Below are 14,347 nucleotides of genomic sequence, written 5' to 3'. Positions count from 1 at the left end.
CGCGAGCTCCCATCTCATTCGGATGGCGCTTGCAAAAATGACAAATAAATTGTTTAATCCAATTCAGATATGCCTGTTCAGTACTGATACTGTAGTGCTTTAAACGAATTTTCCCGCGCACCTTATCGAACAAGCGCGGCGAAGTAGATAAGACGGCAGCATCAATCATTTTTAGGATGTCCTAAAAAAGTTGGGAACAAAATTATTCTAAAATATTTTATGAGTTTAGTGCAGGATAAAGCGTCATTTTAGAATGCACACTTAACGAATGAAAGGGACTGGCGTGCGCATATTGCTTGCAGGTCCCAAGCGCGAGCAATCGCAAGCGGAAGAAATTGCGAACAGCATCAGCCACGGTATAGGACTGGTCGCCGCACTCGTCGGAACTCCGTTGCTCATCATGCATGCAGCACGGCACGGAGACGCTGGATTCATTGTCGGTACGAGTGTCTTCTCCGCAACCATGATATTTCTTTACCTTGCCTCTACGCTCTACCACGCGTTACCAATGGGTAAGGCCAAGAGCATTTTCCGGGTCATCGAGCATTCCGCGATCTTTCTTCTTATCGCTGGTACGTACACGCCGTTCACGCTGGCGGTACTTCGTGGCGCATGGGGCTGGACGCTTTTCGGGGTTGTTTGGGGTCTTGCCGTAGCCGGGGTGGCGCTGAAGGCATTCGATAAGGCCTCCCATCCGATACTCTCCACCGGCCTTTATCTGTTGATGGGGTGGGTTATCGTGATCGCAGTCGATCCGTTATTTGCCAGAGTGCCGACAGCGGGCTTGCTCTGGTTGCTTGCTGGAGGTTTGTCTTACACAGCCGGTGTAGCCTTTTTCGCAACCGATTCACGGCTGCAGTATGGCCACCTAATCTGGCATCTGTTTGTTATAGCCGGTACCGCATGCCATTATTTTGCAGTGCTTTGGTATGCGGCCTAAGGCTCCAGGGTAGGGTGTATCGTTTCCGCACCGAAACACAGGGCGAAAAACATGCGCAAGGTTCTAAGCTTAGGCTAACGGCAATGGATTCGATGTCGGCACTCCTTGCAAACTATACGCATAATTCTAACCTTCTCCAGCTTAGCCATAGTGAACAACACGAACTTTGTGGGCCAATTTTAATGGCCGAACTCCGTTGTATATAAATACATGCTAATATTCCTAATCTTCTTTAGCCGCGCCGGATTTTGGCGTGTCTCAAGACATATTGAGGCCGATATAAAAAAAAATTAACTATGCCGACTGAAGCCAAATCAGTACTCTACGTCCGTCTGCCCTGCTGGAAAATCTATCCCGGCGGTGTTATCTATGTCGCCGACTACATTCACAAACAGCGGCCGGATATTCATCAGCACCTTCTCGATTTGGCCTTGGTTGCGCCGTCCGACCGAAAACGCGTGCTGAAGGAGCGTCTACGCACCTTGCGGCCAGACATTGTGGCTTTCTCCTGGCGCAACATGCAGTCCTTCGGCCCACATCCGGAGGACGACGCCCTCGGCGTCGTCATGAACTTCGACCATTCACCGAAGTTGTATCGAAGACTGAAAGCGGCCAAGGATTCGCTGTCGATTATCTATGACTATCTGGCCAGCCGGATGCGCAACTTCGGCTACATGAAGCTGGTCAGGCGGATGCTGCCCACCACGCGCGTTGTGGTCGGCGGGACGGCAGTGTCGATATTCGGCAAATATGTCGCCGAGAAATGCCCGCCCGATTCGGTGATCGTCATCGGCGAAGGCGAGGACACCATGTTGTCGATTGTCGACGGTTTCACCAAGCCGGTCGGCGAGTATTTCTACAAGAACCGCTCCGGCCAGGTCGATCATCGCAGCCGCGCGGAAACCTTCGATTTGCGCCAGCTTACGGCGGTCGATTTCACTTACGTCGAATCGATTTTTCCCGACTTCCACCGTTATCTCGACAATGACATCGGCGTGCATACCAAACGGGGATGCCCTCTTCAGTGCCATTTCTGCCTGTACAACAAAATCGAGGGCGCCATGCAGCGCTACCGCGAGCCGGCCGAGATCGCCAATGAGGTGGAAACACTGCACAGGCGATATGGCGTCAAGCGAATCTGGTTCACCGATGCGCAGTTCTGTTCGACAAAAAGGAGCACCGAGCATGTCGAACATATCCTGGACGAATTGCTGGCAAGAAAAATTGATATCAACTGGTCGGGGTATCTGCGGCTGAACCACCTGACGCCGGGAATCGCGCGAAAAATGCTGGCAACGGGGATGAGCAGCGTTGACCTGTCTTTCGCCGGATCGCAGGAGATCATCGACAAGCTGACCCTGGGTTATTCGCTGGAACAGCAGATGGATGCCTTCCGCATGTTCCAGGCGAACGGCCACACCGATCAGAAGATCAAACTTTACATGCCCTTGAACGCGCCCGGCGAGACAGTGCAAACGCTGCAAAAGACCGTCGAGAAGATCAAGGAGCTGTATGAAATGTTCGGCCGCGACAACGTGCTGCCGTTCATTTTTTTCATCGGCATTCAACCCGGCACACCGGTGGAACGTCTGCTGATCAGCCGGGGCTACCTAAAGCCGGACTATAACCCGCTCACTTTCAATCCCTTTCTCATCAAAAAGCTGCTATACAATCCGAAGCCTCTCGGCCGCCTGATCGGTCGCGCCTACCTTGAAGCGATCGAAACATCCGATCCGAACAGCGAGTATATTGGCCGGGCCACGATGGATATCCTCGAGCGGGAATTGGCCAAGCCGGAGGTAGTGGCAGCTTGCGGGGGAAATTCTTCACCCCAGCCCGCCGATGAGCCTGCTTCATGTTCATGCAAGGCATAAATATGCGCGCCCATCACCACTGAACAAAAAACGCTGATGTTGCCTGTTGCGCTGGTGCCGATTTTTGTCAACAATGACGCTATGGCCAACACAAAATTTCCTATGCTCGACCAACCCGTTCCCGACTTTGAACTTCCCGCGACCGGGGACAAGCAATTCCGCTTATCCACGGCCAAAGGAAAACCCGTAGTCCTGTACTTCTATCCCAAAGACTCCACACCCGGTTGCACCACCGAGGCGCAACAGTTCCGCGATCTTTATCCGGAATTTCAAGCCCTTGGCTGCCAAATTTACGGCATCTCACGAGACAGCCTGAAGTCCCACGAAAATTTCAAGGCGAAACAGAATCTGCCGTTCGAGTTGCTCAGCGACAAGGAAGAAGCCGCCTGCAATCTGTTTGGTATCATCAAAATGAAAAATATGTATGGTAAACAGGTCAGGGGCATCGAACGCAGCACCTTCGTCATCGACGGCGGAGGCGTGCTGCGGCGCGAGTGGCGCGGCGTAAAGGTCGCCGGCCATGCCCAGGAAGTGATTGATTTCATCGAGACGCTTAAATAAAGGGTTACCAATGGCACGAAAGTCACACATCCATTCCAAGATATTTGTTCTCGATACCAACGTGCTGATGCACGATCCGTCGAGTCTGTTCCATTTCGATGAACACGACATCTTCCTGCCGATGATTACCTTGGAAGAATTGGACAACAACAAAAAAGGCATGACCGAGGTTGCACGCAATGCGCGCCAGGCCAGCCGCTTCCTGGATGAAATCGTCACCGGCGCACAGACCGCGATGGAAGACGGCTTTCCCCTCTCCATCAACGATCGCAAATGTAGTGGACGCCTGTTCCTGCAAACCAAGCAGATGAACGGCGAACTGCCCGCCGGCATGCCGACCAGCAAGGCCGACAACCAGATTATCAGCGTGGTGATGCACCTGCAGCAGCAATACTCCAAGCGTGAGGTCATTCTGGTGTCGAAGGACATCAACATGCGCATCAAGGCCCGCGCCCTGGGCTATGCTGCGGAGGATTACTTCAACGACAAGGTGCTGGAAGACACCGATCTGCTTTATACCGGCCTCAAGGCGCTGCCGCAGGATTTCTGGGAATACCACGGCAAGGGCATGGAGTCCTGGCAAGAAGCCGGCCATACCTTTTACCGCATCAAGGGGCCGCTTTGCGCCGGCCTGCTGATCAACGAATTCGTCTATTTCGAATACGACAAGCCGTTCCACGCCATCGTCAGGGAATTAAACGGCAACACCGCCGTACTGGAAACGATCAAGGATTTTACCCATCTCAAAAACAGCGTCTGGGGCATCACCGCGCGCAACCGCGAACAGAATTTCGCCCTGAACCTGCTGATGAACCCGGAGGTGGATTTCATCACCCTGCTCGGCCAGGCCGGTACCGGCAAGACACTGCTCACCCTGGCTTCCGCCCTGACGCAGACGCTGGACCTGAAACTTTACAGCGAAATCATCATGACCCGTGTCACCGTCCCGGTCGGGGAAGACATCGGTTTTCTCCCGGGCACCGAGGAAGAGAAAATGGCGCCGTGGATGGGCGCGCTGGAAGACAACCTGGACGTGCTCAACAAGACCGACGAGAATGCCGGCGACTGGGGACGTGCCGCGACGCAGGACTTGATCCGCTCGCGGGTCAAGATCAAGTCGCTCAACTTCATGCGCGGCCGCACCTTCCTGAATAAATTCCTGATCATCGACGAAGCGCAGAACCTGACGCCCAAGCAGATGAAAACCTTGGTCACCCGCGCCGGTCCCGGCACCAAGGTGGTCTGCCTCGGCAACATCGCGCAGATCGACACGCCTTATCTGACCGAGGGCAGCTCCGGGCTGACTTACGTAGTGGATCGGTTCAAGGGATGGGAACACTCCGGCCACGTGACGCTGCTGCGCGGCGAACGTTCAAGGCTGGCGGATTATGCAGCGGAGGTGCTTTAACCCCAATACTGTTCAATTACCGTTCGGGCTGAGCTTGTCGAAGCCCATTCACCCTTCGACAAGCTCAGGGCGAACGGGCTTAAGCGAACAATATTGACTTTAAACCGGATGTTTCAGGGGCGAGTAGGGTGCGCCGTGCGCACCATGGTGCGTGGAACGCACCCTACTGCATATCTTTGTGCGATTCATAATGCCGGGCAAACAAGGCTTCCAGCTCGTCGATCACCTCGACGGCCGGCTTGCCGTGCATGACATGCTTCGTCATCAAACCTGAGGTTTCGTGCAGCAGCTTGTCAGGATTCAGCATCGGATAGGTTTCCCGTAGCCGCTTGATCGCCTTGACTACGGATTCTTCAGCAGGCCGGGGGATAGCCAGGGGTTCCTGAGGAACGGCAACGTCGACGACCGAATTACGGGCAGCAAGAAATTCGACAAAGGCGAACACGGTATCCTGCTGCTCCGCGGAAAGCATCTTTAGCAGACGCAGCAGTTCCTTCTCTTCAGGTTTCATGGATAAAGTTACTTCAGCGCTGCGGTCGTGAAGTCCAGGAAAGACTGCAACAACTTGGAGCGGAATTTTTCCGTGGCATAAACCACCGACAGCGGCCGAATCAGGCGCGGTTCCAATGGCACGGCGACCAGATCGCCGAGTTTGACTTCCTTGAGGATAGTGGCGCGCGAAACTATCGCAATGCCCAGCCCCGCCTCAACCGCCCCCTTGATCGCTTCCGGGCTACCCAGTTCCATCGCGATATTCAGGTCATCCGGCGAGATGCCGGCGCGCTTGAAGTAATCGTCCACCACCTCGCGCGTGCCTGAACCGGCTTCACGACTGATGTAGGGCTGGACGGCAAGCTTCTCGGCCGATGCCGAGGAAAGCTTCGACAGTTCGTGCTGCGTCGAGCAGATCATCACCAGTTCATCTTCGCAGCACACTTCCGATTTCAGGCTGGGATGATGGGAAGGCGCCTCGATCAGGCCGATATCGAGGGTGTGGTCGGCCACCTTGGATTCGATCGTTTCCGAGTTTGCAACCGTGAGCCGCGCCTGAACCTGGGGGTAGCGCGCCTTGAAGTCTCCCAGCATGCGCGGCAGCATGTATTCCGCAATGGTCGTGCTGGCGCCGATCAGCAGCGTGCCGCCGACCTCCCCGGTCATTTCCGTCAAACGGGTTTCCATTTCCGCGGTCAGGTTCAGGATGCGCTCGGCGTATTCCATCGCCAGACGCCCTGCCGGCGTCAGTGCGATCTTGCTGTGGCTGCGCTCGAAAAGACGGGTATTGAAATGTTCTTCCAGCTGCTTGACCTGAAACGTGACCGCAGGCTGGGTCATGAACAGGATCTCGGCCGCCTTGGTGAAACTCAATTGTTTGGCAACGGTGTAAAAAACTTGAAGTCGGCGGTCTGCCATAAGGGATCATAAGCAAATTTAATGGTCGTATATTCAATCACAAATTGAGGCGCAAAGATAGGCTAAATCCCAACTTTAGATTGGCCGCATGGCACCCCTCATGGTTTCATGGTATAAAGCTGAGAGCTTACTCTCTGCCCCTGAAAACCGAACGGAACCCTACCCAAAAATAGCAGATGAAGCGTGGCTTTTACATTATTCTGTCGGCCCAGTTTTTTTCCGCACTGGCCGATAATGCTCTGCTGATCGTCGCCATTTTCGCCCTGCGCGACATGCATGCGCCGCAGGAATACGAACCCCTGCTCAAGCTGTTTTTCACTGTTTCCTACGTCTTGCTCGCCGCGTTTGTCGGCGCTTTTGCCGACTCGATGCCCAAAGGCCGGGTGATGCTCATCAGCAACGGTATCAAAATCATCGGCTGCCTGATGATGTTCGCCGGCGTGCACCCGTTGGCCGCCTATGCTGTCGTCGGCCTGGGCGCCGCCGCTTACTCCCCCGCCAAGTACGGCATACTCACTGAACTGCTACCGCATCGCCTGCTGGTAGTCGCAAACGGCTGGGTCGAAGGGCTGACGGTGATGGCAATCATCCTCGGCACTGTGGTTGGCGGTCTGCTGGTCAAGCCGGACATCGCCCAAGCCCTGTTGAACCTCGATTTCCCGATGATCGACACCGGCATCGACACGATCCCTGAGATGAGTATCGGCATCATCGGCAGCATTTACCTGATTGCCGCGGCATTCAACCTGTACATCCCCGACACCGGAGTGGACCACCGGATCCTGAAGAAAAATCCGCTCTATCTGTTACACGATTTCAACCACTGCCTGAAGCTGCTGTGGCGCGACAAGCTGGGCCAGGTGTCGCTCGCTGTCACCACCCTGTTTTGGGGCGCAGGCGCAACCCTGCAATTCATCGTCCTGAAGTGGGCGGAGGCGGCGCTGAATATGGACCTGTCCAAAGCCAGCATGCTGCAAGGAGTGGTGGCGGTAGGCGTCGCGATCGGTGCGGTACTGGCGGCAAAAATGGTCACGATGCGCAAATCGGTGAAAGTGATTCCGCTTGGCATCGCCATGGGACTGATCGTTCTCGGCATGAATTTCGTGCACGACCTGTGGATTGCCGTGCCGCTCTTGGTTCTCATCGGCGCTCTGTCAGGCTTTTTTGTTGTGCCGATGAATGCACTGTTGCAGCATCGCGGCCACATCCTGATGGGCGCAGGCCATTCGATTGCGGTGCAGAATTTCAACGAAAATCTGTCGATCCTCGTCATGACCGGCCTTTATGCGTTGCTGGTCTATTTGAATTTGTCGGTCTACGCAATCATCGCACTGTTTGGGCTGTTCGTGAGCGGCATGATGTATTACCTGAAAAAGCGGCACGATAAAAATCAGCGCCAGTTCGATGATGTCGCACTACTCGACGACACCCGGAACTAAGGCCCTGATTTTTTACAGCACGACGGGTTTGTCAGGAAGTTCGTTCACATTGGCGCTAGTGGCTGGATAATGCCGGACAAGGTGCTCTGCAATCGCGTGTATGCCTGACACCACCCCCAGTTCAAAATCCTCCTTCTTGAACGCACGCTCCATTGCCCGACAAATCTTATCCCACCCCGGCGGCCCGACATCGCGATTGATACCTCTATCGGCGACAATTTCCACACGGCGATCAGCGAGCAGAAGATAAATCAGCACGCCATTATTGCGCTCGGTATCCCACACCCGTAGCTGCGAAAACACCTCCACGGCGCGCTCGCGGACCCTGCGACCATAAAGCAGCGCCATAGGATCGAGTGCCGCCTCGACGGCAAAACGAATCTCCCCAAAATGGGTCGTTTCTGATTTCCTGATCGCCGCCTCTATGGCTCGCATCGTGTGCGGAGAAAATGCCCGCCTCATCTGCCATGGGGCAGTCACCAAATGCCTGACAAGCCGTTTGATCTTCATCTTTTCACCATTTTCCCGAAGCGCCGCCGCCGCCAAAACCACCGCCGCCACCGCTAAACCCCCCACCGCTTCCACCCGACCAGCCACCGCCGCCGCTGGACCACCCCCCGCCACCGTGACGGCCAAGGAGGGTAAAGATGAAAACGAACAAACCGGCGACAAGGGCCATCATCAGCGAGGCGAACAATAGCCAGGCGACGACGACCGCGACCGAACCGGCAACAAGCCCGCCGACAAACGGGCCGAGCAGGGCGCGCATTGCGCCCCCCAAAACGACTGCAAGCACGAAACCGATGGCCAGCCAATCGCCGCTACCGCCCTCGCCTTTCGACCGCGACGATTTCTTATCCGGCAACGGCTCTTCTTCGATCACCTTGATGATGCGATCGACCCCGGCTCGGATGCCGCCAAAATAGTCTTCCTGCTTGAAATGGGGCGTGATGATTTCACTGACTATGCGCTTCGCCACCGCATCTGGAATCACCCCCTCCAGACCGTAACCCACCTCGACGCGCAGGGCGCGGTCGTTCTTGGCGACCAACAGCAGCACGCCATCATCCACGCCCTTGCGCCCGAGTTTCCAGGCGTCAGCCACGCGGATGGCGTATTGCTCGATGGTTTCAGGCTGGGTAGTGGGAACGATCAGAACGGCGATCTGGCTGCCTTTTATACTTTCAAAGGCTCGCAGGGTTTGCTCCAGTGCGGCCTGCTCGTCGGGTTGAAGTGTCCCGGTCAGATCGGTGACACCCGCCTTGAGCGGCGGCACCGCCACCTCCGCCGCCGCCCACGGTGCGCAAAGCAGCCACAGGACGGCGACCAGGCTGGTCAGCCAGGCTTTACTTGACGGCAGGCGCAGCACCAAAATCCACCTTGGGTGCGGTGGAAATTTCTTTCTCGTTTTCCACGCTGAAGTTGGGCTTGGTCTTGAAACCGAACAGCATCGCTGTGAGATTGCTGGGGAAGGAGCGCACAGTCACGTTGTACTCCTGTACCGCCTTGATATAGCGGTTGCGTGCGACGGTGATGCGGTTTTCCGTGCCCTCGAGCTGTGCCTGCAAGTCGCGAAACAGGCCATCGGCCTTGAGCTGCGGGTAGTTCTCTGACACCGCCAACAGGCGGGATAAGGCGCTCGTCATCTGGGCCTGCGCCTGTTGGAACTTGGCAAAAGCTTGCTCATCGTTGATCAGCTCGGGTGTCGCCTGAATTGAACCCACCTTGGCACGCGCCTCGGTGACCTGCGTCAGCACCTCTTTCTCGTGCGCGGCATAGCCCTTGACCACGTTCACCAGGTTGGGCACCAGATCCGCTCGGCGCTGGTACTGGTTGATCACCTCAGACCAGCTCGCCTTGATTTGCTCGTCGGTGGATTGCAGCGTGTTGTAGCCGCAGCCGCCCAAGGGCAGGGACAACAGCAAAACAACGGATAACAGCCAGTTACGCATAACGACCTCCTGTGTAAACAACGCTTTTTTTATAGTGTAGCTGAGTCTTTGGAACAGATGTCCTGCATGGTCCGTTTCGCCAGGCACAAATCTTCCCACGCCTTAGCCTTGTCTTGCAGGGTGCGCAGCAAATAAGCGGGATGATAGGTCGCGATCAGCGGAATGCCCTGGTAGGCGTGCACCTTGCCGCGCAGGCTGGAGATGGTCGCCTCGCGCCCAAGCAGCGTTTCGGAGGCGACTTTCCCCAGGGTGACAATCAGCTTCGGCTGGATCAGTTCGATCTGGCGCTGGAGGTAGGGAAAGCATGCCGCGATCTCATCAGGGAGAGGGTTCCGGTTGTTGGGTGGGCGTGACTTCACCACGTTGGTGATATACACATTATCGCCCCGCTTCAGTCCGATGCTTTTCAGCATGTTGTCGAGCAGCTTGCCAGCCTGGCCGACGAAGGGTTCACCCTGGGCATCCTCGTCCGCGCCGGGCGCCTCGCCGATAAACAGCCAGTCGGCGTTCTCGTCGCCGACGCCGAACACCGTCCGGGTGCGGCTCTTGTGGAGGTCGCAGGAGGTGCAGCCTGCCACTGTGGCTTTAAGTTCGGCCCAATCCATGGCTCCTGCATCGCCCCGGTCAGCCGCACCAGCCGGTGTCCCGCGAGCACGCCACACCGGCATCAGGCCCATTTCCTGAAGATAGAGCTCGCGCCTGCCCGTCATAACGACAACTCCATCAGAACCGCATCCTCACGGCCCTCTTCGGCCGGATAGTATTTCTTGCGCACGGCGATTTTGGAAAAACCGGTGCTCAGATAAAGCCGACGTGCCGCAATATTGGAAGGACGCACCTCCAGCAACATGATTTCCGCATGATAATCGCGCGCCAGATTGATCAGTTGGTGAAGGAAGCGCCGCCCCAGACCTCTGCCCTGCCAATCCGGTGCAATGCCCAGGTTGAGCAAATGCGCTTCGCCCACTGCTACCATCATCACGCTGTAGCCGATCACGAACCCGCTGAGTTCATACACCCAGCAACTGTAGCCGGCATTGAGAGAATCCCGAAAGTTGCCGTAGGTCCACGGGAAAGGGTAAATCTCGTATTCGATCGCAACCACCGCCTCGACATCTTCCAGGCACATGGGGCGGATAGAGACAATTTCCTGCAACTGGGCGCTCATCGTTCGCTTGTCTTCAACGCAACTTTATTACGGATATACAACGGCGCAGCTTCGGCCGCATCCATGCCGAAGCCGCGCTTGAACTGCGCTGCACCCAGCACGGCGATCTCCGCCGCATGAGGCAAAACATCGGGCATCACTTCGACAAGCTGCCCGGCATAACGGCTGCGCAATATCTCGCCATGAGCCGCAAAGCCATTACCACATCCGGTCCAGTGTTCACCTGCGACATCCGGCGTCTGCTGCGGCAAACTCAATCCGGGCGCATTCAAGGTACACCACTCGCCTTCGATTTTTTCGTACACGCCATGGTAAACCTCGCCCATGCGCGCATCCAGGCAGGCGATCGCGCGGCTTGCACCCGAAGCTTCGGCCAGCGCCAGCAGGGTACACACCCCCGCCACCGGCAAATCCGCACCGAATGCCAATCCCTGCGCCACACCGCAACCGATGCGCAGGCCGGTGAACGACCCCGGCCCCTCACCAAAAGCGATGCCATCCAGCGCCTTCAAATCCAGCCCCGCCTCAGTGAGCAATTCCTGCACCATCGGCAGCAGCAGCTCGGAGTGGCGCTGCCCAGCCAACTCCTCGCGCACGAGCATTTCGCCGTCCAGCCACAAGGCGACGGAACAAAGCTCGGTAGAAGAGTCGAGGGAGAGGATTTTCATAATTGTGTGATTGAAACTTTTTTGATCAGAATCAAAAAATATTGGTGAAATGCCGATTTTTTTGGGTGCGGTAAACAGAAAAATCGTCAAGATCAATCGTGGCGATCTGGGTTACCCCACAATGCGACCCCAACCAGACCAGAGAAGCATCCGTCAAATCCATCGGACGATCATTGTATTTTTCCATCAGGTCTGCGATTTCCTCAGCGGCCGCGGCCGGCATTTCATGAATTGCCAGCGCACCCGCCGCTACCCAGCGCATGAACCCAACGCGCAGATGGTCAGGCAGCAGATGAGAAGTCTCGGTCAAGACCGGCCAAGTGGTCATCATTGTTCCTGAAAAATCCCTGAATAACTCTGTCGCGCGCTGGTGATGCTTGTCGCGCCTATTCATCAGCGCGGCAATGGGGCCGGTATCAATGAGGATGGTGTTTTTCACGGATGCGTTCCTTGGCGTATTCCCCGGCTTTCTCTGCCAGGTCAGCAGGCCCTTCAAAGCACCCGACAAGCCCCATTTGTTCCGCCAGTTCATAAGCGGATTTCCGTTTAACCTGCTGCTTGGCCATATTCATGATCCCCGCCTTGACCACTTCCGTTTTGGTCATTCCGGTTTGCGCACATACGGTCTGCAACGCAGCGCTTTCCTCATCATCCAGCCTTACCGAAAGCATTCTCATGATGGTTTCCCTCGCATAGAATCCTGTAATACAGAGCATAATACAAACACCACCCGGATGCAATATTGGGGATTTTCATAACAAGTTCAACTCCCCAGTGTGGATCACCTACTCACAAGCTTAAGGGGATGCCATGTTTCAATCCTCGCTCGCCACGAGAGGCGGGCGCTACAAGCGCGTGCCGAAATTCAGCGCGGCCAAGGCGCTGTTTCAATCCTCGCCCGCCCCGAGAGGCGGGCGCTACGTGCGTACCCTATGCTTGTCTACTCCTGCCGCTTGTTTCAATCCTCGCCCGCCCCGAGAGGCGGGCGCTACGGACGACATACCAGAAGTGTATCGCGTCCAAATGGTTTCAATCCTCGCCCGCCCCGAGAGGCGGGCGCTACCCATGATGTCGCGTTTGCAGCCCCAGATCGATCGAGTTTCAATCCTCGCCCGCCCCGAGAGGCGGGCGCTACTCTAATCATTGAAAATGTTTGTGTTTTTGCAAGGGGTTTCAATCCTCGCCCGCCCCGAGAGGCGGGCGCTACCGGGTAAGGATGGCACGGGTAAGGTTGGCACCGTGTTTCAATCCTCGCCCGCCCCGAGAGGCGGGCGCTACCCCAAAGTCGCCAAGCATTACAGATGCACTCCATCCGTTTCAATCCTCGCCCGCCCCGAGAGGCGGGCGCTACTCACAGCGCGGCTGCAAAGGGCGTGGTATGAGTGAGTTTCAATCCTCGCCCGCCCCGAGAGGCGGGCGCTACAAACGAGTGCAGCCAGATCCCTTATGGCTCAATAGTTTCAATCCTCGCCCGCCCCGAGAGGCGGGCGCTACTGCAGCAATCCGGCGAGCTGCAAATGATAGCGAACGTTTCAATCCTCGCCCGCCCCGAGAGGCGGGCGCTACATGTAACTTTCAACGGGTATTCCGGCATTTTATCGTTTCAATCCTCGCCCGCCCCGAGAGGCGGGCGCTACACCGTCAAAAATTTGCAAACGAGATACAACACCTTGTTTCAATCCTCGCCCGCCCCGAGAGGCGGGCGCTACGTCCACTGGCCCCAGCTATACCACGCGCAGACAGGTTTCAATCCTCGCCCGCCCCGAGAGGCGGGCGCTACACTTTGAAAAAGCCGGCAAGTACCTGTTTATGACGTTTCAATCCTCGCCCGCCCCGAGAGGCGGGCGCTACATCGGCACGTTGATTTTCGCTAGATTCGACATCGGTTTCAATCCTCGCCCGCCCCGAGAGGCGGGCGCTACATTGAAGATTAAACCTTGTTGCCGAAACGCTTGAGTTTCAATCCTCGCCCGCCCCGAGAGGCGGGCGCTACTGTTGTCACCAAATCGCCAAGCGATATATTCACGGTTTCAATCCTCGCCCGCCCCGAGAGGCGGGCGCTACTCATGGAATACCATGTTCCGATGTCGAATCTAGCGTTTCAATCCTCGCCCGCCCCGAGAGGCGGGCGCTACCAGGCAACGCCGCATAAGCAGAGACAGAAACCATCGTTTCAATCCTCGCCCGCCCCGAGAGGCGGGCGCTACTTTAATTGATATTCTTTAACGCATGGCTTACACCATGTTTCAATCCTCGCCCGCCCCGAGAGGCGGGCGCTACCATGGTTTCCCGCATTTGCGCTTTGCGCTTTGCGGAGTTTCAATCCTCGCCCGCCCCGAGAGGCGGGCGCTACGTCGTTCCAAATCCGCTCGTGCTGTTTGCATAGTGTTTCAATCCTCGCCCGCCCCGAGAGGCGGGCGCTACTGGCGGCATCTGCGGAATCAAACGAATCAGGAACGTTTCAATCCTCGCCCGCCCCGAGAGGCGGGCGCTACGCGCGTAGGCCGTGCAGTCGTAGCAGTCCATCGAAGTTTCAATCCTCGCCCGCCCCGAGAGGCGGGCGCTACCACAAGGCGTAACGCCCTTTTGCCCTTCGTGAAAGTTTCAATCCTCGCCCGCCCCGAGAGGCGGGCGCTACGGAGCATGAACATGAGCGAGGGAATATACGACAGTTTCAATCCTCGCCCGCCCCGAGAGGCGGGCGCTACATCTGTCGCCGCGGCCATGGCCCCACCCAAGGCAGTTTCAATCCTCGCCCGCCCCGAGAGGCGGGCGCTACTCATCGTCCAGCGCTTTAGTGTTCCTTTTGATCCGTTTCAATCCTCGCCCGCCCCGAGAGGCGGGCGCTACGCCGGTTATTGCCGGAGTACTTGCCCCGGTAATGGTTTCAATCCTCGCCCGCCCCGAGAGGCGGGCGCTACGCGCGG

Annotated in this window: 15 protein-coding genes, 1 pseudogene and 1 CRISPR repeat array; of the genes and pseudogenes, 5 read left to right on the top strand and 11 right to left on the bottom strand. The window is 56.7% G+C overall.

The features are described 5' to 3' along the window. Positions 1-10: 10 nt before the first annotated feature. A pseudogene (locus VMV64_RS02950) lies at positions 11-169 on the bottom strand (phage integrase N-terminal SAM-like domain-containing protein); the annotation flags it as partial. Positions 170-268: 99 nt separating this feature from the next. On the opposite strand from VMV64_RS02950, the gene trhA reads away from it, so the two are divergent. The 4 genes from trhA to VMV64_RS02930 all read left to right on the top strand — a co-directional run bounded on the left by trhA (position 269) and on the right by VMV64_RS02930 (position 4,783). Then, the gene (gene trhA / locus VMV64_RS02945) at positions 269-940 is read left to right on the top strand and encodes a PAQR family membrane homeostasis protein TrhA (protein ID WP_414718821.1); all 672 of its coding nucleotides are present in this window, start codon (positions 269-271) and stop codon (positions 938-940) included. A gap of 296 nt (positions 941-1,236) precedes the next feature. Beyond that, entirely contained in the window at positions 1,237-2,814 is a 1,578-nt protein-coding gene (locus VMV64_RS02940) for a B12-binding domain-containing radical SAM protein (protein ID WP_325328458.1), read from the top strand. 102 nt (positions 2,815-2,916) lie between these two features. Then, complete coding sequence (locus VMV64_RS02935; protein ID WP_325328510.1) at positions 2,917-3,375, top strand: peroxiredoxin; 459 nt, start codon at positions 2,917-2,919, stop codon at positions 3,373-3,375. 10 nt (positions 3,376-3,385) lie between these two features. Further along, positions 3,386-4,783, top strand: coding sequence for a PhoH family protein (locus tag VMV64_RS02930; RefSeq protein WP_325328457.1), 1,398 nt, complete (start codon positions 3,386-3,388; stop codon positions 4,781-4,783). A gap of 163 nt (positions 4,784-4,946) precedes the next feature. Here VMV64_RS02930 and VMV64_RS02925 read toward each other — a convergent pair whose 3' ends face one another. Next, on the bottom strand, positions 4,947-5,294 hold the full coding sequence (locus tag VMV64_RS02925; protein WP_325328456.1) for a hypothetical protein: 348 nt from the start codon (positions 5,292-5,294) through the stop codon (positions 4,947-4,949). 8 nt (positions 5,295-5,302) lie between these two features. Then, positions 5,303-6,193: a selenium metabolism-associated LysR family transcriptional regulator gene (locus VMV64_RS02920; RefSeq protein ID WP_325328455.1), complete on the bottom strand. Its 891-nt coding sequence runs from the start codon at positions 6,191-6,193 to the stop codon at positions 5,303-5,305. Positions 6,194-6,369: 176 nt separating this feature from the next. On the opposite strand from VMV64_RS02920, the gene lplT reads away from it, so the two are divergent. After that, positions 6,370-7,632 (top strand): lysophospholipid transporter LplT, encoded by a 1,263-nt coding sequence (gene lplT / locus VMV64_RS02915; RefSeq protein ID WP_325328454.1) that lies wholly within the window; start codon positions 6,370-6,372, stop codon positions 7,630-7,632. A 12-nt stretch (positions 7,633-7,644) separates the two neighbouring features. Here lplT and VMV64_RS02910 read toward each other — a convergent pair whose 3' ends face one another. The 8 genes from VMV64_RS02910 to VMV64_RS02875 are packed head-to-tail and all read right to left on the bottom strand — an operon-like array spanning position 7,645 to position 12,097. Continuing rightward, on the bottom strand, positions 7,645-8,142 hold the full coding sequence (locus tag VMV64_RS02910; RefSeq protein WP_325328453.1) for a TPM domain-containing protein: 498 nt from the start codon (positions 8,140-8,142) through the stop codon (positions 7,645-7,647). Positions 8,143-8,146: 4 nt separating this feature from the next. Beyond that, a complete protein-coding gene (locus VMV64_RS02905; protein ID WP_325328452.1) occupies positions 8,147-9,001 on the bottom strand; it encodes a YgcG family protein in 855 nt (284 codons plus the stop codon). Further along, positions 8,979-9,584, bottom strand: a complete 606-nt coding sequence (locus tag VMV64_RS02900) for a LemA family protein (protein ID WP_325328451.1) — start codon at positions 9,582-9,584, stop codon at positions 8,979-8,981. The genes VMV64_RS02905 and VMV64_RS02900 overlap by 23 nt, the downstream gene beginning before the upstream one ends. 29 nt (positions 9,585-9,613) lie before the next feature. Next, positions 9,614-10,294, bottom strand: a complete 681-nt coding sequence (locus VMV64_RS02895) for a uracil-DNA glycosylase (protein WP_325328450.1) — start codon at positions 10,292-10,294, stop codon at positions 9,614-9,616. Further along, positions 10,291-10,752: a ribosomal protein S18-alanine N-acetyltransferase gene (rimI, locus tag VMV64_RS02890; protein ID WP_325328449.1), complete on the bottom strand. Its 462-nt coding sequence runs from the start codon at positions 10,750-10,752 to the stop codon at positions 10,291-10,293. The genes VMV64_RS02895 and rimI overlap by 4 nt, the downstream gene beginning before the upstream one ends. After that, positions 10,749-11,420: a tRNA (adenosine(37)-N6)-threonylcarbamoyltransferase complex dimerization subunit type 1 TsaB gene (gene tsaB, locus VMV64_RS02885; protein ID WP_325328448.1), complete on the bottom strand. Its 672-nt coding sequence runs from the start codon at positions 11,418-11,420 to the stop codon at positions 10,749-10,751. The genes rimI and tsaB overlap by 4 nt, the downstream gene beginning before the upstream one ends. Before the next feature lie 31 nt (positions 11,421-11,451). Then, entirely contained in the window at positions 11,452-11,859 is a 408-nt protein-coding gene (locus VMV64_RS02880) for a type II toxin-antitoxin system VapC family toxin (protein WP_325328447.1), read from the bottom strand. Beyond that, positions 11,837-12,097, bottom strand: coding sequence for a hypothetical protein (locus tag VMV64_RS02875; RefSeq protein WP_325328446.1), 261 nt, complete (start codon positions 12,095-12,097; stop codon positions 11,837-11,839). The genes VMV64_RS02880 and VMV64_RS02875 overlap by 23 nt, the downstream gene beginning before the upstream one ends. Before the next feature lie 135 nt (positions 12,098-12,232). Further along, positions 12,233-14,341: a CRISPR direct-repeat array (repeat unit 37 nt; unit sequence GTTTCAATCCTCGCCCGCCCCGAGAGGCGGGCGCTAC). Positions 14,342-14,347 lie beyond the last annotated feature (6 nt).

Source organism: Sulfuricella sp. (assembly GCF_035531155.1).
Lineage (GTDB): Bacteria > Pseudomonadota > Gammaproteobacteria > Burkholderiales > Sulfuricellaceae > Sulfuricella.
Note: the sequence above shows the minus strand (reverse complement) of the source record. Positions and strands in the feature narration are given on the sequence as shown.

Coding starts and splice junctions, on each gene's coding strand:
- VMV64_RS02940 (WP_325328458.1), top strand. CDS start 1,237: ATGCCGACTGAAGCCAAATCAGTACTCTACGTCCGTCTGCCCTGCTGG.
- VMV64_RS02925 (WP_325328456.1), bottom strand. CDS start 5,294: ATGAAACCTGAAGAGAAGGAACTGCTGCGTCTGCTAAAGATGCTTTCC.
- tsaB (WP_325328448.1), bottom strand. CDS start 11,420: ATGAAAATCCTCTCCCTCGACTCTTCTACCGAGCTTTGTTCCGTCGCC.
- VMV64_RS02910 (WP_325328453.1), bottom strand. CDS start 8,142: ATGAAGATCAAACGGCTTGTCAGGCATTTGGTGACTGCCCCATGGCAG.
- VMV64_RS02930 (WP_325328457.1), top strand. CDS start 3,386: ATGGCACGAAAGTCACACATCCATTCCAAGATATTTGTTCTCGATACC.
- VMV64_RS02900 (WP_325328451.1), bottom strand. CDS start 9,584: ATGCGTAACTGGCTGTTATCCGTTGTTTTGCTGTTGTCCCTGCCCTTG.
- rimI (WP_325328449.1), bottom strand. CDS start 10,752: ATGAGCGCCCAGTTGCAGGAAATTGTCTCTATCCGCCCCATGTGCCTG.
- VMV64_RS02895 (WP_325328450.1), bottom strand. CDS start 10,294: ATGACGGGCAGGCGCGAGCTCTATCTTCAGGAAATGGGCCTGATGCCG.
- VMV64_RS02920 (WP_325328455.1), bottom strand. CDS start 6,193: ATGGCAGACCGCCGACTTCAAGTTTTTTACACCGTTGCCAAACAATTG.
- VMV64_RS02935 (WP_325328510.1), top strand. CDS start 2,917: ATGCTCGACCAACCCGTTCCCGACTTTGAACTTCCCGCGACCGGGGAC.
- trhA (WP_414718821.1), top strand. CDS start 269: ATGAAAGGGACTGGCGTGCGCATATTGCTTGCAGGTCCCAAGCGCGAG.
- lplT (WP_325328454.1), top strand. CDS start 6,370: ATGAAGCGTGGCTTTTACATTATTCTGTCGGCCCAGTTTTTTTCCGCA.
- VMV64_RS02875 (WP_325328446.1), bottom strand. CDS start 12,097: ATGAGAATGCTTTCGGTAAGGCTGGATGATGAGGAAAGCGCTGCGTTG.